Source organism: Clostridium sp. ATCC BAA-442 (assembly GCF_964239415.1).
Lineage (GTDB): Bacteria > Bacillota > Clostridia > Oscillospirales > Oscillospiraceae > Flavonifractor > Flavonifractor plautii.
In genome coordinates, this window is sequence record NZ_CAXSQB010000005.1 from 66,413 (window position 1) to 84,420 (window position 18,008).

The 18,008-nt window shown below is 58.0% G+C and carries 21 protein-coding genes; 7 read left to right on the forward strand and 14 right to left on the reverse strand.

Annotated features, from left to right (window positions below; genetic code table 11):
- Position 1: 1 nt before the first annotated feature.
- Complete coding sequence (locus ACESY8_RS03590) at positions 2-922, reverse strand: RCC1 domain-containing protein (protein WP_204681180.1); 921 nt, start codon at positions 920-922, stop codon at positions 2-4.
- Between the two features lie 289 nt (positions 923-1,211).
- Between ACESY8_RS03590 and ACESY8_RS03595 the strand changes: the two genes are divergently transcribed.
- The 3 genes from ACESY8_RS03595 to ACESY8_RS03605 all read left to right on the forward strand — a co-directional run bounded on the left by ACESY8_RS03595 (position 1,212) and on the right by ACESY8_RS03605 (position 3,776).
- Positions 1,212-1,925: a hypothetical protein gene (locus ACESY8_RS03595; RefSeq protein WP_009261353.1), complete on the forward strand. Its 714-nt coding sequence runs from the start codon at positions 1,212-1,214 to the stop codon at positions 1,923-1,925.
- Between the two features lie 370 nt (positions 1,926-2,295).
- The gene (locus tag ACESY8_RS03600; protein WP_204681181.1) at positions 2,296-2,778 is read left to right on the forward strand and encodes a sigma-70 family RNA polymerase sigma factor; all 483 of its coding nucleotides are present in this window, start codon (positions 2,296-2,298) and stop codon (positions 2,776-2,778) included.
- A 686-nt stretch (positions 2,779-3,464) separates the two neighbouring features.
- Positions 3,465-3,776 (forward strand): hypothetical protein, encoded by a 312-nt coding sequence (locus ACESY8_RS03605; protein WP_498794622.1) that lies wholly within the window; start codon positions 3,465-3,467, stop codon positions 3,774-3,776.
- A gap of 30 nt (positions 3,777-3,806) precedes the next feature.
- Here ACESY8_RS03605 and ACESY8_RS03610 read toward each other — a convergent pair whose 3' ends face one another.
- The 3 genes from ACESY8_RS03610 to ACESY8_RS03620 all read right to left on the reverse strand — a co-directional run bounded on the left by ACESY8_RS03610 (position 3,807) and on the right by ACESY8_RS03620 (position 6,889).
- A complete protein-coding gene (locus ACESY8_RS03610; RefSeq protein ID WP_054338469.1) occupies positions 3,807-4,085 on the reverse strand; it encodes a helix-turn-helix domain-containing protein in 279 nt (92 codons plus the stop codon).
- A complete protein-coding gene (locus ACESY8_RS03615; RefSeq protein ID WP_204681183.1) occupies positions 4,082-5,833 on the reverse strand; it encodes a type IV secretory system conjugative DNA transfer family protein in 1,752 nt (583 codons plus the stop codon). The genes ACESY8_RS03610 and ACESY8_RS03615 overlap by 4 nt, the downstream gene beginning before the upstream one ends.
- A 132-nt stretch (positions 5,834-5,965) precedes the next feature.
- Positions 5,966-6,889, reverse strand: coding sequence for a DUF3991 and toprim domain-containing protein (locus ACESY8_RS03620; protein ID WP_054338468.1), 924 nt, complete (start codon positions 6,887-6,889; stop codon positions 5,966-5,968).
- A 76-nt stretch (positions 6,890-6,965) separates the two neighbouring features.
- On the opposite strand from ACESY8_RS03620, the gene ACESY8_RS03625 reads away from it, so the two are divergent.
- Together ACESY8_RS03625 and ACESY8_RS03630 are read left to right on the forward strand one after the other, a co-directional pair.
- The gene (locus ACESY8_RS03625; protein ID WP_054338467.1) at positions 6,966-7,232 is read left to right on the forward strand and encodes an AbrB/MazE/SpoVT family DNA-binding domain-containing protein; all 267 of its coding nucleotides are present in this window, start codon (positions 6,966-6,968) and stop codon (positions 7,230-7,232) included.
- Positions 7,226-7,564, forward strand: a complete 339-nt coding sequence (locus tag ACESY8_RS03630) for a type II toxin-antitoxin system PemK/MazF family toxin (RefSeq protein ID WP_009261518.1) — start codon at positions 7,226-7,228, stop codon at positions 7,562-7,564. Before ACESY8_RS03625 ends, ACESY8_RS03630 begins: the two co-directional genes overlap by 7 nt.
- 46 nt (positions 7,565-7,610) lie before the next feature.
- On the opposite strand, the gene mobP3 is transcribed toward ACESY8_RS03630, so the two are convergent.
- Positions 7,611-9,053, reverse strand: coding sequence for a MobP3 family relaxase (mobP3, locus tag ACESY8_RS03635; protein ID WP_434307972.1), 1,443 nt, complete (start codon positions 9,051-9,053; stop codon positions 7,611-7,613).
- Between the two features lie 14 nt (positions 9,054-9,067).
- Entirely contained in the window at positions 9,068-9,427 is a 360-nt protein-coding gene (locus tag ACESY8_RS03640; protein WP_371822961.1) for a hypothetical protein, read from the reverse strand.
- Positions 9,428-9,583: 156 nt separating this feature from the next.
- Here ACESY8_RS03640 and ACESY8_RS03645 point away from each other — a divergent pair, with 156 nt between their 5' ends.
- Together ACESY8_RS03645 and ACESY8_RS03650 are read left to right on the forward strand one after the other, a co-directional pair.
- Positions 9,584-9,883 carry a nucleotidyltransferase family protein gene (locus tag ACESY8_RS03645; RefSeq protein WP_055180532.1) on the forward strand — a complete coding sequence of 100 codons (300 nt, stop codon included), beginning with the start codon at positions 9,584-9,586 and terminating at the stop codon, positions 9,881-9,883.
- The gene (locus ACESY8_RS03650) at positions 9,873-10,217 is read left to right on the forward strand and encodes a HepT-like ribonuclease domain-containing protein (RefSeq protein ID WP_054338463.1); all 345 of its coding nucleotides are present in this window, start codon (positions 9,873-9,875) and stop codon (positions 10,215-10,217) included. Before ACESY8_RS03645 ends, ACESY8_RS03650 begins: the two co-directional genes overlap by 11 nt.
- A 365-nt stretch (positions 10,218-10,582) precedes the next feature.
- On the opposite strand, the gene ACESY8_RS03655 is transcribed toward ACESY8_RS03650, so the two are convergent.
- Genes ACESY8_RS03655 through ACESY8_RS03690 form a run of 8 tightly spaced genes read right to left on the reverse strand, consistent with a single transcriptional unit; the run spans position 10,583 to position 17,988 of the window.
- Complete coding sequence (locus ACESY8_RS03655) at positions 10,583-11,398, reverse strand: hypothetical protein (protein WP_498794623.1); 816 nt, start codon at positions 11,396-11,398, stop codon at positions 10,583-10,585.
- Positions 11,395-12,852, reverse strand: a complete 1,458-nt coding sequence (locus ACESY8_RS03660) for an ankyrin repeat domain-containing protein (protein ID WP_498794624.1) — start codon at positions 12,850-12,852, stop codon at positions 11,395-11,397. The genes ACESY8_RS03655 and ACESY8_RS03660 overlap by 4 nt, the downstream gene beginning before the upstream one ends.
- Positions 12,839-13,099 carry a DUF6103 family protein gene (locus tag ACESY8_RS03665; RefSeq protein ID WP_498794625.1) on the reverse strand — a complete coding sequence of 87 codons (261 nt, stop codon included), beginning with the start codon at positions 13,097-13,099 and terminating at the stop codon, positions 12,839-12,841. Before ACESY8_RS03665 ends, ACESY8_RS03660 begins: the two co-directional genes overlap by 14 nt.
- A 2-nt stretch (positions 13,100-13,101) precedes the next feature.
- On the reverse strand, positions 13,102-13,701 hold the full coding sequence (locus tag ACESY8_RS03670; protein ID WP_498794626.1) for a hypothetical protein: 600 nt from the start codon (positions 13,699-13,701) through the stop codon (positions 13,102-13,104).
- 16 nt (positions 13,702-13,717) lie between these two features.
- Positions 13,718-14,785: a M23 family metallopeptidase gene (locus tag ACESY8_RS03675; protein ID WP_498794627.1), complete on the reverse strand. Its 1,068-nt coding sequence runs from the start codon at positions 14,783-14,785 to the stop codon at positions 13,718-13,720.
- Positions 14,782-15,573 carry an adenine nucleotide alpha hydrolase family protein gene (locus ACESY8_RS03680; protein ID WP_498794628.1) on the reverse strand — a complete coding sequence of 264 codons (792 nt, stop codon included), beginning with the start codon at positions 15,571-15,573 and terminating at the stop codon, positions 14,782-14,784. Before ACESY8_RS03680 ends, ACESY8_RS03675 begins: the two co-directional genes overlap by 4 nt.
- A complete protein-coding gene (locus ACESY8_RS03685; RefSeq protein ID WP_498794629.1) occupies positions 15,570-17,411 on the reverse strand; it encodes a VirB4 family type IV secretion system protein in 1,842 nt (613 codons plus the stop codon). The genes ACESY8_RS03680 and ACESY8_RS03685 overlap by 4 nt, the downstream gene beginning before the upstream one ends.
- Positions 17,404-17,988, reverse strand: coding sequence for a hypothetical protein (locus ACESY8_RS03690; RefSeq protein ID WP_498794630.1), 585 nt, complete (start codon positions 17,986-17,988; stop codon positions 17,404-17,406). The genes ACESY8_RS03685 and ACESY8_RS03690 overlap by 8 nt, the downstream gene beginning before the upstream one ends.
- Positions 17,989-18,008: the final 20 nt, after the last annotated feature.

Genomic DNA, 18,008 nt, shown 5'->3' on the forward strand with positions numbered 1-18,008 from the left:
CTTAATCTGTATTGCGGGATTGCTGCTGTGAATACCAAGACTCTGGAACCCAAATATCATCGCACAGATGTACCGCATCGGCAGAGCCGTCGCCCTCCTGGGGATGCATCCAAAGCCCGCCATCCCAGTCCAGGGCTAAAATTCCTTGTTCACCATTTACTGCGCAGGCCACATTGTTCATGAGCATGCTTGGGGTATCTGAGGCCAAGTACCAAAGTGTGTGGTCCCCGGTAACTGCGAGATCCGCAGTGAAGTAGACCACATTGTCCATCCACTTCTCCAGCGGCTGATATTGATACCCCTCCCACCAGCCCATCCGCCAGAGACTGGAATCCTCTTTCTGCACCAGAAGCCGGCGACCAGTGGAGGCCATGTCTGTGACGCCCTCCAAAATAGGCTGGGGAGTCAACCAGCATTCGTTCCGGTCTACTTCCAGAGGCAGGAGCGATCCCCAGACGTAGAGGGTGCCGTCTATGTCCAGGGCATAGTGGCCGCTGGAATATGCCGCTATCTTTACAATACCTTCCAGGATCTGTTCCGGCTGAAATCCCTCCGAGCCGCCCCAACTCCACACCGTGCCATCAGAGCGAAGGGCGCAGGCGCTCTCGGAGGAAACGGCGGCCATAACCACGTCGCTCATCAGAAAGAGAGGGTCATACGCATCCTGCGAAGCCGCCCTTTCAGGCAAAAGACCGAACAGCCCGGAGCCCACCCCCCAGAGTGTGCCGTCGGAACACAAAATCAATGTGACCCAATCCCCGGCATAGACGGCTGCCACATCCTCCATCATGACAACGGCATCTTCATAGCTCGGTAAAGAATCCGGATAGTTGATCAGTCCGCGCAGATTTTCTCCCCAGCCGATCAGTGTGCCGTCCGTCTGTATTGCATAGTAGGTTATGTAGCTGGAGGCGATGGGCATGGGGGCGATCCCCTCCATCAGTGTCCGGGGGATGGGAGCCGGCGTGGCCGCGGGCAGCGGCTCGGACGAAGGAGACGGAACGGAATCTGACCGGCTGATGGTACATCCGATAAAAAATGCGGCAATAAAAGCACACATAGGTAGGATGCACCAAAGGCGGTTCAAGCGACAGTGAAGTTTCATAGTAGCCTCCTGTTTCTAGTTTACTTTTCACGGGCAACAATTTCTTTCATATTACGTAGGCGCTTACAAGACATCAAAATCTGTTTATTTTAACGGAGGAAAAGAAATGTATACCTATCATAAAGCTACAGAGAATGGTATGACGTTACACATTATTGAGACGGATGCCAGCAATATTAGGCCCGTTCAGCTGCTCAAGACGTCTAATTTAAAGGGTTCCAATGAGTATGGAATCAATGGCGGGTGGTACACCAGTACGAAACCCGATGATAATAATTGCAATATTCTAAACATTGCAGTTAGTGGCGGCCGTCCTGTTGGCGGAGGAGTGAACAATAAAAATGAACCCCGTGACGGAAGCGTAAGCACAGTCGGCAAGCATGCCATCTTCTACACTGGCAGTTATATGGGCTATATGGAGGCCACTAATTATGAGGATCTTCCTGGTGTTAAGGGAAATTCGAGAGCCTGGGCTCAGGGCGGCGTAGCGATGTCTCTTGGTAATCAGAACTGGGTATCTGTTGTTAATAAAGCCGTTGATGTCAATAGCGATCACGAGGGCTTGAGTGCAATCGTAGTGAACCTGGATACGAACAAGGTATATCTAATCGCGACTGCCAAGAATGTAAATTATGTTGAGTTTAGAAGCGCGATCCAGTCCTATCTGGGGCTCAAGGATTCCGCTGCTACCAATGATCCTGCATGGAAGGGCCTCTTTTTGGATGGCGGCGCTTCTACACAATTGCGCTGTGCGGAAGCCGAGATTACTACGGGGCGGTTACTGTGCCAGGTCATCGTTCTGAAATCGAAAGCAAACTAAGCATACAAAGATATGACTTGGCAGATTCCATACCTTAGAGAAGGTGCTGTTTTTATATAAGACAAGCTTTCATCAAATCTGCAACAAAATCAACACTATCAGTTTCATCAATTGAATCCACTTTACAGGAGAGAGGGCATGAGTCTACTCATGCCCTCCCTCTTACTTTTGAACCATTTTACAGCATAGAAGTCTGGTTGCATAATTGGAATTTCCTTGTCTAATAGAGTGTACAAAGTAGAATTTTTTTGAAACTAAGTTTACTTTTGGGGCACAATCCGCTCTTTAACTCTCATCTTTACGAAGATGGGATGTGTAAGCGGTGTTCAGTGAACGTATACTTCGTGCCCAGTCTGGAAGCCAAGAAGACATGCTTTTCATCATCCAGAAATTTGAACCTCAGCTCAAACATTATAGCAGACGACTACACTCGGAGGACGCACAAAGTGAGCTAACCCTGCGGTTTATTGAAACTATACATGCGATGAATCTTGACTCGCTTCGCTCTCAAGGAGATGGTACGATCGTCGCCTATTTAGCCCAGTCTGTACGAAATGCTTACATCTCATTGCTTCCATTCAAGAAGATGGTCGAGCCGCCGGTATCTTGGGAAGAACTTACAGAAGCACAGCTTCTTGGATTAGTGGCACCTATCAGAGAACGCGAAGTACTTGACTTTTCTGAACTCTTAGACACATGTCCAGAACTTACTAAAAAGGAGAGAGAAGTCCTTACCCTAATCTACTTCCATGGATATACATCAGTCGATATTGCAAGGATTGTCCATACAACAAAACAAAATATCAATCAGGTAAAGATGAGAGCGTTAAAAAAGCTTCGGCGCTATCAATAGGCAATAGTGAGAACCACTACGCAACAAATTCGACTCCCAATTTTGTGCCTATACCGGCTCACCGGCAACAGGGAACTAATCTATATGGGCGATATCTTATAAGCTTCAAGGGGGCTTCCTTTTGTGCTTTAGAGGGTGGAGGATCACCACATAATAACTATTGAAAAACCCGTTGCACTTTTCAATGAAGATTGTCTTTATACATAGAAACAATTTTTGCGAGGTTAACGAAAATACCTCCTAACAAACTTCGTGGGGGTAGTAGAATTCTTGAATCTGGCAAAGAAGAGCATGGGTTTATCCCTAAAATCGGCGGGGGAGACCTTAACTTCAATAATAGCATGACTTATTACGGTCATATTACTAATTACGAAGGCATTGGAAGCGTGTCCGGAGAGTTAGAATTTTCTGTTGCAACAAGCTAAAAAATGTACTCTGGCCCCGGGTTTAAAACTCGGGGCCAGAGCGGCTATTGAGGTGAATAAATATCGAAAACCAATCGGAAAATCGTACTTTCTATTATTATCATTCTGGCGCTATGCTTATTTGTCCTTTTTGCCTTGCGTCAAAGTAAAACTACTTCTTTAATCCCCAATGAAGTTTCTGAACTAGTTAACAATTATATGGAGGCGTATCGGAAGGGAACGGAATACGCAGTAGAATATACACACTTTGAGGATGAATTTGTGAGAGAAGCATACATAATATCGGGAGATAAATTATTAGATTATAAGATTGAAAATGTAGAAAAAATAAATGATAACCTTTATGCTTTTACAATCTTAGTAAAGACGGAACAATCGACTTTTTACTCTGGTGATATATTTGAAAGAGTATTCAATTTCGTCGCTCGAATAGATGACGAATGGTATTTCCTAAATGGAGTTTCTCATATTCCAGCGGACTTGCAGGAAAATCTGGACATAGAGAAATATACCAATACTGGAGAAAATATAGTAGAGCGAGACGATATTGTAGACATCATCAATTTTGAATAGATTTAGCAAAAACGCGGAGCATCATAATGATCACAGATGTTGCTTACAATACTTCGAAAATACATAAAGGTTAGATGTGCACCCACCATTTTCCCGAAACCTCGCTCGCTTTTCTACTCGGCCCTGACGAACAAGTTCGGTCAGGGCCCGCTTTATTGTGGAGCGGGAAAGTCTCAGATCCTTTGCCATGGTGCCAATGGCGTACCAGCTCTCGCCATCCTTGTTTGCCCGGTCGTGGAGGTACACCAGCACTTGCTTGGCCCTGGCACTCAGCTCCGGGTCGCCGTAGATCTCACTAAAATAGCTCATGGCACGGTTTCCTCCTTTTTCGGCGTGCGGTAGTTGTTCTGGCGGGCAGGCGCAGGAAATGCCCGGTATATGACATCGGTCAATTCTGCCTTGCTGGCGTAGTAGACCTTTCGGGCGGCCTGCTGGGGTACCTGGTAAGGCTCCCCGAAGGTGATCCCCCACTCCAGGAACAGCCGCAGGCGGGTCTGCATGGGGTGTGTGCCTGTTTTCATGACGATGAAATGCCCCTTGGGGATGGACTTGAGCTCGTCCGGGGTCATGAGGGGCCGCTCGATCATCTGGAGGCTCTGGCTGGGGTCGTTCTTCCCCCTGGAGATGGAGCCGCTCAACACGGTGCGGCTACCCAGAGCCTTGGACAGCACTTTGGCGGTCTGGCTGTTGGGGGCGAAGCCGCCGAAGATGGTGTCCTGGCAGTTATCCGTCAGGATCTCCGCCCCCTCCTTGCCGTAGTTCTTCTCCAACTGGGCCAGGGATTGGATGATGGGCACCAGAGTCAGCCGCCGGGAGCGGCCGGCGGAGAACAGGGGCAGAATGTCGAAGGCGGGCATGGTGCCCAGCTCGTCACAGAAAAACACCACCCGGCTGGGCAGCTTCCCGTCGTGTTCATCCGCCACAGAGAACAGCTCCCGACTCAGGGTCTGGATCATCAGCCCAGCCATGAAGTTTTTGGTCTGATCTTCCTCCGGAAGTATCAGGAAGATGGCGGATTTCTTTGCGGCAAAGCTCTCGGCGTCTATGGTGCTGTCGAAGCACAGCACCTGCTCCAGCTCCGAGTCCAGAAAGGTGTTCAGCCGGGAGAGGACGGTGGACATAACGGAGGCCATAGACTGCTCGGCGGCAGTGAGGGCGGAGCCGGAGAACCACTTGGCCTTGTGTTCCTCCGGCAAGTGGTCCATGAGGAGCTGGAACTCATTCTTGCCGGGCAGAATGCTGGGGGCCAGCAGCTCCTGCACCAGTTTGAATACGGACACGATATGACGCCGCTCCCGCAACTCCCCGTAGATCCTTTTGGGCGGCAAATACTCTGCCAGCAGCAGGATTACGGCGGTGAGCACGCCCTCCGCCGCGTCGTAAAAATATTGATTTTGTGCAAAGTTCTCCCCATCCGGGTTGATGACGGTCTTGGACAGGATTTTGGCGTACTTCTCCGCCTTGGCCCGGGCGGCCAGGTTGGTGGGCTCCTTCCGGCATACGTCCATGTAGTGGTTGATCAGGGTGAGCAGGTTATAGCCATCTGAGCGGGTGGGGTTCCGAAGATCCACCACCGCCACCTGGTAGCCATAGCAGTCCCGGGCGATGGCCCCATAGTTCCGGGCCAGATCTCCCTTGGTGTCACTGGCAAAGAAGCTCATTCCGCTGGCACAGGCGTATTCCAAATTGGGGTATAGGAAGAAGGCGGTCTTGCCCACGCCGGAGGCGCCGATCATGAGGCAGTGGATGTCATCCGAATCCACCAGGGCCGTGAGCTGCCCCTTCTTTCCGCTACAGCCCAACACCAGCCCCTGTGCGCCTGGGAGGCATTCCCCCCTCCGCCACAGCGCGGTCTGGAAGGGGACGGAGCGGAAGGTCTTCTTGATTTCCCCCGGTGTAGCCCAGCGGGCGGTGCCGTGCTGGCCGTCACCCACAGTTTTACTCTTGATGCTGTCCAGGCTGCCCCGGCCGGAAAAGGTGGTGGTGGCGACCAGGGCGCCGAACACCGCCGCCAGCAGGAGAATCAGCATCCAAGTATCGTTATTCACTGCGATCATCTCCCTTCTGTTGTCTGTCCTCTGTACTTAGATTTACTTCAAATGTGACCTTCTGGGCGGGCCAAAATGAACCGGCCCCCGGTTCAGCGGCAGGGCGCACTCTCCCCCTGGCGGGCGGTGCGCCTCTGCGGCCTACATACTCTGCCCCATGGTCATTGCAGGGCTGGTCACAGTCTGCCCCTGCACCAGGTCGTCGTTCCAGTCCTTATGCACAGGGAGCAGGATACCGCTGTGGTATCCTGCTCCCTGTAACTCTTCCTGGATGCGCTTGGCCGCCGTCTGTCCGGGCTCGTCGTGATCCAAGCAGAGCACCACATCCCGGAGGCGGGTGTTCTGCTCCAGCATCCAGTGCATGGCCTGGCCGCCGGTGCCGCACAGGGCCACATAGCTGTGCTCCTGCCAGCCCTCTAGGTACAGCGTGAGGAAACTCAGCAGATCAATCGGGGCCTCGAACACATAGAGCAGGCCGTCCTGTCCCATGTGGTGGAAGCTGTACCGGGGCTTGCTGCCCTCTACGTTGACCTTGAAGGACTTACCCTGACTGTTGGCGCTCCGCTTATGGGCGTGGCGGGGGACGCCCTGCTTATCCGTACCCACAAAGACGCAGTTGTGGTATTGGGCATCCTCGTACAGCAGTCCGGCCCGGGCAAAGTGGGTGATCACCTCCCGACTGATGTGGCGATGTTTCATTAGATATGCGTACACCCGGCGCATATCGGTGTGGAGCGGCGGCAGGGCGAAGGGCTTGGGCGGCTCCTCCCGCTTTGGCTGCGCGGCGGGATATGCCTCCCCCAACTCTTTTCCAAGCAGGAGCTCCATAGCATCCTGATAGCTCATGCCGTAGTAGTGCTGGACGAAACTGACCGCGTGGCCGCCCCGCCGGGCAATATGGTCGTACCATTCGCTGCCCCGGACAGTAATATGATGGATCCTGGCCAGCCGGGACTCCCGCCCAGCGCGGAGCAGCTTCTCCCCCCGCCGCCGTAAAAGCTCCTCCAGATCCACGGAATTGGCCCGCTCTTTCTGCTCGTCGGTAAAGTGAATATAGGTTCCCATGTGGATTTCACCTCGAATCAAACGGTCGACTTCGGTTTATACTTCGTATATACTATCGACAGAGGAGGTGTCGTTCATGTACGCGACAATCCAAAAATGGGACAACAGCCAGGGCCTGCGAATCCCCAAGGCGCTCCTAGACGCAGTTGGTCTGAAAGAACACGACCGTGTGGAGCTGGTGCAGATGGATGATGGTATCAACATCCAGCGTGCCTCTTCCATCCCGCACCGCACCCTGGAGGAACGCCTTACCGCGTTCTACGGAAAGCCCATTGACCAGATCGACCGAATTGAGGCCGAAGAGCTGGATTGGGGGAAGGCGGAGGGCTCTGAGGCATGGTGACGATTTTTGAACAGGGGGACATCGTCTATCTGGACTTTGATCCCCAAGCCGGCCATGAACAGAAGGACCGCCGCCCTGCCCTGGTGATCAGCAACAACTTGTTCAACCGGGTCAGCAGCCTGACCATGGTTTGCCCCATCACCCACACAGACCGGGGCCACCCGTTCCACCTCCGGCTGGATGAGCGTACCAGGACGGACGGGGTCATCCTGTGTGATCAGGCCCGGATGCTGGATTTGAACAGCCGCCATGCCTCCTTTGTGGAGCGTGCTCCGGAGGATATCTCCTCAGAGGCGGTAGATATGGTCATAGGATTTCTGGAGCCGAAGTAGCAGAAGAAACCACGGAGGACTACCAGTTCAATGGCAGTCCCCCATCTTATCTTTGAGAATGCTGGGGGATTTCCTCATGGTCATCGGCCTTGTGTCCCAGGGCCATACGCTTCTCCCGGAGCATCCGGCGCCGCTTCCGGTCGATGTGCAGGCCAGTCTGGATGGCATCGGAGGCGGACTGCTCCCGGAAGATGCGGCCCATACTGTGGAACAACTGGAGGACACATCGGGCGGTATCCGCGTGGGATACCGTCCGATGTGTCTGTGTACGCTGGTGGTGCGCGGCCTCCTGTTGTGGGTGATGTGCCCCATGCGGCAGGCCCGATTGTGCAGGCGGTGTGCCCGACGGTGTGGGCATGTGTACCATCTCATCTGCTGTGGGATGCTCCCCCCGCCCCAGCTGGAGCGCCTCCCGGATGACCATGTTGCGCACGGCCTTGAACTCTTTCTGTTTGGAAAGAGGCAGGCGCTCCGGCATCTGCTCGGAGTAGGTGCGGCACACCTCTTCCCGCATCTGGTTCCACAGGTCATAGGCGGCCGCCACACACTCGTCCTTTGCCAGCTCATCCACAATGGAGTCCACCAATGCTTTGGTCTTGGGTGGCAGATAGCCGTAGACTTTTTTGCCCTTGGTGCTCTGCAACCGCTGGGTCAGCTCCAGCACCAGCCGTTCCAGGTTTTCATTTTGGAGCTGTCCGGTCTCCATCTGTGCAATCAGCTCTGCTATGGTGCGCTCCGCGTCCCGGCTTAGGGTGTCCCGGTATTCGGTTTTCTGTTCGTAGACGTGGAGCAGATCCTGTTGGAAGATCCGCCGGCCGAAGGCGGACTTCACCTGCTGGATACCCTGCCTGGTGAGGTAGCCCTCCTTGGGATCGGAGGAGAACACCACCATGTGGATGTGGACGCTGTCCTCCTTGCGGTGGAAGGCGGCGTACCAGTGCAGGTGCTCCAGCGGGATCTTGTACCCCCTGGCGATCTCCGGCGCGCAGGCGCACACCAGCAGCCGCCAGCTCTCCGCGTCGTTGTAACCCAGCCGTTCCGCGTCCTCCCTGCGGATGGCCACCACCGGCGTCCACACACTGCCGGTGTACTCCGCCACCTCCCGGACGGCCTGGGAGAGATTGCGTACCTTGCCCCCGGCGCACCACAGGCCGTGCTCACCGTTCAGCTGCACGCCGGGGCGGTGGGACACGTAGTCCAGGTAATTCTCCATCCGGCTCATGGGCTCCGCGAAGTCCTCCTGCACCTGGCGGATGAAAGTGTTGGCGTTTGCCTGGGTGGGCGCGTTGCAGTAGTCCTCATACTCCAGCAATTCCTCCGCGCCCGGAAAGTCCCGCAGCAGACGTTGGATATAATCGTGTTGCTTTTTCGTGGCGGGCTGGTCACTGTGCTCGCCCCTGATCACCTCCACGCCGGGACGGGTGGCGATGTAGCGGGCCCGGTTGGACAGCTTGGCTGTATCCCTGCCGCCCTTCAGGTAGGGGGACATGAAGCGGACGCGGCTCATCCGTCAGGGTAGACCTGTCGCTGGAGATCCAGCGCGTCGTCAAAGCGGATCTTCCCGTTGGTACGCAGCACCTCGTCCACCGCATAGGCCCGCAGCTCCCGGCGGTTCACCGGATCAGCGCGGAAGTGGGCGGCCACGGTGTGGCCCATCATGTTCACCTCCACGCAGAGCTTGAACAGCAAAGTGCGCAGCCGGTTTTCATTGTCTGCCAATGTACCCCGCAGGGTGTCCGCCAGGGCGCGGGAGAGGTACTCCGAGGTATCCTCCGTGGCCAGGTAGCCCATGTAGAACCGCAGGGCCTTTTCAATAAATTCACTGCGCGTTTTGCAGTTGTCCTCCTCCAGCCAGCTGTCCATCCGGCGGATCACACCGGGTGTCAGCCAGACGGCGGTGCGCTTTTTGTTTTCCTCTGCCACTATCATCATCTCCCCTTTCAGAAATACCTTGAATCAAGTCCACTGGTAGGGTAAAATAGACTTACCGGATCCCCGTTTTCTAGGAGGTGTGCTTCCGTGAGTAAAATCTATACTGTGCCCGAACTTCAGAGTGTGCTTTCCCCGATCTTCCGCGCCAATGGGGTAAGAAAGGCGACGCTATTCGGCTCTTATGCCAAAGGCGTGGCGACGGCACGCAGTGATGTGGATCTGTTGGTGGACAGCGGCCTGCGGGGCTTAGCTTTCTTCGGCCTCCTGGAGCAGGTGACGGAAGCGTTGGACACCCCGGTCGATTTGATCGACGTGTCCCAAGTGGAGACCGGGTCTGAGATCGCGCGCGAGATACAAAAAAGTGGGGTGGCACTCTTTGAGCAGTAAAGATCAGCTCGTTCTGAAAAAGATCAAACAGCACATCGAGTCCATTCTGCGCTATTGCCAGGGTGTTCACAATTTTCAGCAGTTCCAGAGCGACTCTATGTTGGTGGAGGCGACAGTATTTAATCTGATGCAGATTGGGGAATTGGCAAAAGTGTCCCTCAGCGACGAGGCAAAGGCACAGCTTACTGCCATCCCATGGCCGCAGCTGTACGGCATGCGCAACCGCATTGTGCACGGGTATGCGGGCGTCAATATGAACATTGTCTGGGACACGATCCAGATGGATCTGCCCAAACTGCTGGAGGAGCTCCAGAGTATCCAGAGCGAAAATTGAATCAGGTACAAAACCCGCAGGCGGAGCGTGCTCACTCCGCCTGCGGGTTTGTTTTGCCCAGAAAACAGGCTGACACAGCGGAACCCGCTGGCGCAGTAAGTGTTTATCTGAACCCGACCACCCCAAACAACCAGAACCTCCAATTCCGACCACCTGGTCTGAAACCCGGGAAAGCCCCGCACTGCGGGGCTTTGTGGGCGGGAGGCGGGCGCTTGCGACCACCTCCCTTTATCCTCGTACTAAAATCGAACGCCCCAAACTGGGGCGAAACCGGCCCCAACGGGGAAGTTTTCTGGCTGGGCGGGGCCCTGCCCGCCCTCCTCCTGAAACCGGCACACAGGGCGCACACGGGGCCGACGGCGTGCTCACAGCTGGGCCAGGCTGGGGGCCTGGCGGGGCTGCGGTTCCTCCACCAGATACCGGGCCCGGAAATCTGTCAGCGCCATGCCGGTCTGTTCCAGGCAGTAGGCGTCCATCTTTTCCAGCAGCGCGGCCTGCTCCTGCTTGGCCAGCGGATACCGGAAGGCGAACTCATTGCCGTCTCCGCACACCAGGATGACGTCTAGTGCGGAGCACGGCCGGCTGGCGTTCAGTTCATAGGCGGCGTACACGTTGAGCCAGTCGTCGTTTTCCGCGGTCGCCACGTGGGTGCCAAAGACCGCGTCCGGGTCAAAGGTCACCGGCATATAGAACTGGAGCAGCCCATCGCACTCTGAGAGCTCATCCGCAAAACTCACCTTGTCCACGGGGATGCGGCGCGTCCCAGCCGTGAGCTCCGGCGGCTCCACCTCCTTCTGCACCAGCAGATGGTTGTACTGCTGTACCAGTGTGCGGCCGGTACGGAGCTGGCAGCAGGCCTCCATCTCCCCGCGCAGGACGTCCCGCTCTTCCCTGTTGAGCAGATACGTGAATGGGTGCTCCTCCTCTCCAAAATTCCGGCAGAGGGTTATATCTATGTGGTCCGCCACATCCTGAAGCGCAAAATCATAGGCAGTATGGAGGTTCAGCCAATCACACAGTGAACTGGTATCCAGCTCCTGGCCAAACATCTCCTGCTGAACTTCTTTGCTGACACAGCCGAGCTGAAAATCCAGCGTGCGGCCGATGCGCAGGATCTCCTCCGGGAATATAAGATCCCCCGGCCGCAGATCCCTGCGGTGGGTCAGTACGGGAACACTCACAGGCTCATCCCTCCCATCGTCATTCCGCGCTCCATACCCTTCGCCTCGCCCTGTGGGCAGGGCCCACTCATTTCGCCGGAACTCCTCTCCCCGCCGAACCCGCTGTGCTGGGCTTCGGTGGGGGCCTCGCCATCGTTCTGCTGCTGTATCTGGCCGTGTTGGAGCTTCAATACCTCCAGAATCTCCTGGGCCTGCGCGTCCAGAAGGATGTTCCGTTTTGCCGCCCACTCCGCATAGCCGTCCAGCTCCACGCCATTCTCCAGCAGGGTTTCCGCCGCTGACGACGCGTGCTCCCGCAGGCACACATCCAGGGCTTCATAGTCATCCTGGCGCACCTGGAGCACAGACCGCAGCAGCTCCACCGCCATCCACTCGCTGCCCCTGGCGATCAGAGGCCGCAGGGCGGGCGCGGCGCTGCCCTGCGGCTGGAGCCCCTTCCGGATCAGGTTGGTGAGGGCGTGCAGGTCACAGGCCCTGGCGGTGTCATAGAGCAGACCGATGGGGGCAGCGGCAGTCTGCTCTGGTGGAGCCCAGCGGATGAGATCCCTGCCCATGGCGGGGTTTTGCAGGTAGGCATACCGCAACACCTCACCGGGCAGGGCGGGGGACGGATTGGCCACCTTGTCCATTGTCTGATCCAGCATCATCTGCACCCGCTGGAGATCCCCGGTGTCCACCGCCCGTTTGCAGGCATCCAACCAGACGTCCTCCGGGTAGGGTGACTTTGTCCCAAGCATCAGTCTGGCCATCCGTTTGCCCACTGGGCCTGGCCTGCCTGCCGCTGCGGCCAGCAGGCTGCCCCGCTCTTCCGGCTTCGTGATCTGAACTGCCAGGGAAGAAAACGCATAGAGCTCCCCATCCCGGATGGCCAGCACCGCCCGATCCGCCGTGCTCATGCGCAGGGGGCGGGCGCCCACCTCGTCCATATAGGCGGTGATGCTGCCGGTCATACGGCGCAGGAGCTGCTCCGTATTCGTCATCTGTGCCTCCTGCCGCATCCGCTGTTCCAGCAGCGCATCCATGAGTACCCGCTGCTCCTTCGGACTGAGATGGAGCACCACGCCCTCCGCTTTCGTGCCGTCTTCCATCTGCCGGTATCTGGCATAGGCACCTTGCTCACCGTGAAACGCCTTGGTAATGGCGGAGGAGATGAGGAACATCCGGTCCATGTCGGAGCCGCTCTCGCCCAGGGTCTTGCCCGTGGCGAAGCTTTTGATCACAGGCTTGCCGTCCCCCCCGTACCACTTCAGGTACACATCCAGGTAAATCCCCTCGCTGTCCCCGTAGTCCGTAGTGCAGAAGAGATCCGCATTCCTAGGGATCACCCTTCTGTCCTCCCAGTCGGCGTCCAGCAGAAAATACTCGTCCGGCAGATAGCCCATGCCCTCCAACCGGTGCTTCAGCTCCTCATAGACCTCCTGTCCAGTGCGGCCGCTCAGTTCAATGGTCTCCATATGTCGCTTCCTCCTTCTGCATCTGTGTAGCCTTGGATGCCGCCGGCCGCCGACGCCTGTCCCGGTCCGGCCGGCACCGGGCGTCTAGGTAGGCCCGGGTCTCCGCCGGTACATAGGCCTCGTACAGCTCCTCCAGCGCCCGCTGGAGCTCCTTCTGGGGTGTGCGCTTGTTCTTAGCGGCAAGAAAATACCGGAGCGCGTCCAGCCGCTCCGGTTCCATGCTCACCGTCAGTTCTGTTTTTTCCATAGTCAGCTCATGCCTCCCATCGCCTGCATTGTGTTTTTCGGAACCTCGGATGAAACTGCAGGCTGCCCGCATAGGGTGTTCCACCGGGCCTCTGCTTCACGCAGATACCGCTCCGCCAGCTCAGGGTGTTCCCCCAGCAGAGGGCGGATGTGTGGGAAGCCGTAGTGTTCCTCTGAAACGCTGCGGTCATAGCTCCCCAGCACATAGTGGAGAGGGACGTCGTCCATGGGGAAGAAATCCCCCCGAATGGTGCAGGTTCCACGCTCCGGGTCAATGGACTGGATGACGCCGCCACGGAGAGCAAAGTCTCCAGGACCGCCATAGGGTTCTGTAGCGGCAAAGAGCACCGTGTCTCCTACGGACAGCTCCCTGGACAGCAAAGCGTCCCGCATCTGGTCGATCAGCGCCTCGCGGCTTGTGGAGAGCAGCTTGGTCTCCGGAGCTAGCAGGGCCTGTGCCTGCCGGTAAAGTGACGCCGCCTGCTGCTCCGTCACCACCGGCCTCCATGTACCATCTGTCCGGGTGATCCGTTCGTTGTCCGGCAGCCCCGCCGCCGTTTCATAGGCGGCAATAAGGCAAGCCGTATTCTGGATTGAGTTCATATTCTCTCACTCCTCGTTATGTAGTTGGCAGGTAATATCTTGGATCTGTCCTCTGGCCGTTGACGCGCACCTCGAAGTGGAGGTGGGGGCCGGTAGACCGGCCGGTGCTGCCGGACAGAGATACGATGTCGCCGGCCTCCACCGTTTGGCCCACCCGCACCAGCAGTTGAGAGTTGTGGGCGTAGAGAGTGGACAGGCCGTTACCATGGTCGATCATCACATAGTAGCCGTAGCTGCTGTGGTACTGGGCGGCGGTGACGGTGCCGGGCAGGGCGGCCCGGACGGGGGTGCCGGTGGGTACCGCCAAATCCATGCCGGTATGACCCCGGGTCTCCCCGGTGAAGGGGTCCCTCCGGTAGCCAAACTCCGAGGTGACCCGGCTCTCCCAGCCCGCCCCAATGGGGGAGCAGAAGCCGTCCGCCCCGATGAAGGGCACGTCGGTGCCGGGGATCCAGCCCTCCGTTCCAGTAGATGCACCGTACTTCACGACATTGTAAACGCTGTCCGCGTTGGCCTGCTGTTCCGGTGTGGCTTCCGCTCCGGTAAGATGCCGGATGTTTTGCCAGACCTGCTGGAAATCTGAGATTGAGACGGCCACGGTATAGGTCTCCTGGGTCTCCACCTCATTCCCCTCCTCATCCACGGTGGTCACCGTGCGGGTGCGCTCCTCATAGGTGACAAAGCAATCCACAAAGGCCTGCCCGGCGTGGGCCGCCGGGTCATCCGCGCCGAAGTACAGAGCGAAGAACACCGCCTTGACTCGGACATCATCCAAGCCGTCCCCGTCCTCCATCTGCCCCTCTACGGTCTGCATGGCGGCATCCAGCAGGACAAAGCTGTCCCGCATCTCCTGGATGTATGCCTGATACTCCTCCGGGGTGCCCTCCGGGACGGCCCCGCCGTGAAAGCACAGATCCACCACAGTGCGGTTGTGCTCCGCCCCTCCTGAGAAGGTGGTGCAGAAGAAGGCCAGAAGGAGAATGATGGGAGAGAGTGCGGCTGTCAGCACCCACCCCACGGCCTTCCGGCTCTTTTCGTTGGTAAGGATGGACGCGGCAGCCTTGACTAAGATGGCGGGGCTCATGTGGCGCACCTCCCGCAGGAGCAGGGCAGGTTGTCCTCCGGGAACACCTGAGAGAGTGCCAGCTGCTCCTCGTCGTGCTCCAGGAAGTCCCGCCAGGCCCAGTTCCGGCCCAAACCTTTGATAGAGGTTAAATGAGGCCGTGCCCTGTCCTCCATGGCCAGGGCACGGCCTAACAGCTCCGGATATTTATGGTAGAGGGTGCGGATCTCCCGCCGCTTCATGCTGGGGCAGAAGAAGCAGGAGGACTTCCCCGGCAGGGGAAGCCCTGCCTCTTGGATGGCCTGGATACACCTGTCCCGATCCCACCCCCACTCCATGAGGGGGTATTCCTTCTGGTATTTCCGGTCCGCTTTGTCCCGCTCCCGCACCCGCTCCCGGCGCTCCGGTTCCCCGGCATCATAGCCGATGAACTTGACCACCCGGCCGCCGCCGGCCCATACCGCCCGGCAGCGGGGGTCGTGCCGGCAGAACTTCTCCTGGGGGAACACCTTGTGCTTGAGGGAACACTTTTTGTAGCCATAGGCAATGGAGGGGAGGGAACCGGAGCGGAGGCATTCCTGCTCCAGGGTGAGCCGCTGGCCGTCCTGGGTGGTGTACCATACCCGGGTGATGGGCGGCATCCTGTGCTCCGCCAGCCAGCGGTCCATGATTTCCAGATAGGCATAGGTGTGGGGCTGTTCCCCGCCGGGGTCCGCGAAGAGGATGAGGTCTACCGGAATGCGCCTCTGCCAAAGCCCTAGCAGCATGGCGGTGCTGTTCATTCCGCCGCCATAGCCCACCACGTTCATCCTTCTCCTCCTGTGATCAGCGCGTGCTTGTGGGGCGGGGCATGGACGTCCAGCAGGTTGCGGTCCGCGCCGGACTTGAACAGGCAGACGCCGTTATTGGGGGAACTGATCAGATCGTACTCGGCGCTCTCCAGCTGGAGGTTATCCATGTAGAACTTCTTGTCCACCTTTCCCCCGTGGAAGAGGAACTGGTGGGTGGGGATGGCAAACAAGGGGCGGGTCAGCTCCCGCACGCCCTGGATATCGAAATCCTCCAGATTTTGACTGGCCAGGATCAGGGCGGAATCGCGCTTTCGCACCCGCTTGAGGCAGTTGCGGATGTACTCAATGGTGGTCAGGTTGGACAGCCAGAGGTAGAGCTCATCCAGGGCAGCCACAGTGTTCCCCTTGGTGAGGAGCTGGTCGCTGAGGTAGGACAGCAGGTTGAACAGCAGGGCGTCCTTGACGGAGGAATTGGCGTGGATCAGGTCCTTGACGCCAAACACCAGAAACCTGGTGCTGGTGATGTTCGTGCGGCCATTGAAGTAGACGCTCTCCGCCCCCCGGCACATGGAGTGGAGCCCCAGCAGGAGCTCCCGCAGCAGTTCCCTGGGATACAGCGGGCTGTCCTCCTGGTCATAGTGCTCGTAGGCGTCCTCCAGGACGGCGTACAGATCCTCCGCAATGGGCCAGTCCTCCGGCTCCAGGGCGGAGAAGTCCGCCTTGTCCGAGATGCCCCACTTCCGGTACAGCCGCTCCAGCATCAGCTCCAGGGTATCGATCTGTTGGTGGGTGAAGGGCTTGTAGGCCCGGAAAAAGTCCTTGAGGAAGGAGATGTGCTGGGACAGGGGAGATTGCTGGCGGAAGGCATTGGGCACAGTTGGATCGTCATCCCTGTCGTCGCCAACATCCCACCGCTTGGCCTCCAGGAAGTTGATGCGGTACTGCCCGCCCATGAGGTCCGCGTAACAGCCGCCCAGCTTGTCGCAGAGCCAGGTCAGCTCCTGCTCCGGGTCCAGGCAGATCACCGTCTTGCCGCTCTCCAGCAGGTTGCAGAGGAGCAGCTTGAGCAGGTAGCTCTTGCCCTCGCCAGAGTTGCCCAGGATGAGCACGCTGGAGTTGGTCTTGTCCGGTGTGCGGCGGTCCAGGTCCAGCAGGATGTCCGCACCATAGTGGTCATTGCCGATGTAGAACCCATGGGGATCGCTGCGGCCGGAGTAGTTGATGGGATACAGGTTGGCGGTGGAGCTGGCGGGCAGCACCCGCTCAAACTGGGCGCCCAGGGCGTTCCGCCCCGCCGGGTTGGCGGAGAGGAAGCCCTCCTGCTGGCGGAGGAGCAGAGGATCTGCACTGAGCTTGGCCCGGGTGAGCTCGGCGCCCACCTCGTCCCGCAGCAGCCGCAGCTCCTCGGGGCTTTTGGCGGCCAGCTCCAAGAACACGGCGCAGTGGATGAGGGGCTCCCGGTTCTTCCGGGCGCCGGCAATGATGGCGGCCACATCCTGGAGGTTGGCCTCCGCCGTGACACTCCGCTTCAGGTTGTCCTGATTGCTCCGATCCAGCCGGTTCTTGTTGACGGCCTTATGGTAGATGGCGTCCTCCTCCGCCGCTGTCACCTGGCGGGCATAGAGATGGAGGGTGACGCCGGCCCGGTTACAGATGTGGGAGAGCAGGGCCAGCTCCTCGGTGGCGGCGGGGTAGCCCCGGAGGGCCAGGACGCAGCGGTACAGCCCGCCCAGCACATAGGAGTCCGTGTTAAACTTCACGGCTGCTGGGGCAATCAGGTCCAGAAAGTCCTTGGGCTGGAAGAGCTGCGCTGGTTTTTCCACCGGTTTTTTCCGCTTCTTCTGTGCTTTAGCCATGCTCTGTCACCCACCTCTCCCCGTCCACCTGGTCAAAGTGCTCGGTGACCACGTCCTGCTGGTAATACACCGCCAGGATGCGCTTCACATCCTGCTCCCCGGCCAGGCAAACGTGAAAGCCGTGATCCTGGATCTGCTTCTCCAATCGCCGGGGCAGCTCCCGATCCTCTGCGGCCTTGCTGTCCAGCCGGCAGACCAGGACGAACTCCCGGGAGGCGGCGGTGGAGGACTGGCGTGCGTCCAAGTGCTCCATATCCTGCCGGAGCAGCTCCCGCAGGGCGGGAGACGGTTCCTCCTCCAGCCTCCTCTGGTAATACTGCTTGTTTTTCAGAAATGACTCCCTGGAGTCCAGGGCCAGCAGCTCCAGGGATGCCATCCCCTGGAGAAGCCCGGTGAGGGCCCGCACCCGGCCCCGGATACCCTTCGGGGACAGGATGGACAGGTTGTCCGGCCGGAGCAGGTAGAAGAGCAGTTCGTCCCTGCCGCACACCGCGCCGTGCTCCGTCAGGCGGGTGACGCCCATGAGCTGCCGGGTAGTCTGCCGCTGGCGCAGGAGCTGCTGTTCCTTTCTATTCATTGTTATGACCATTCCTTTCC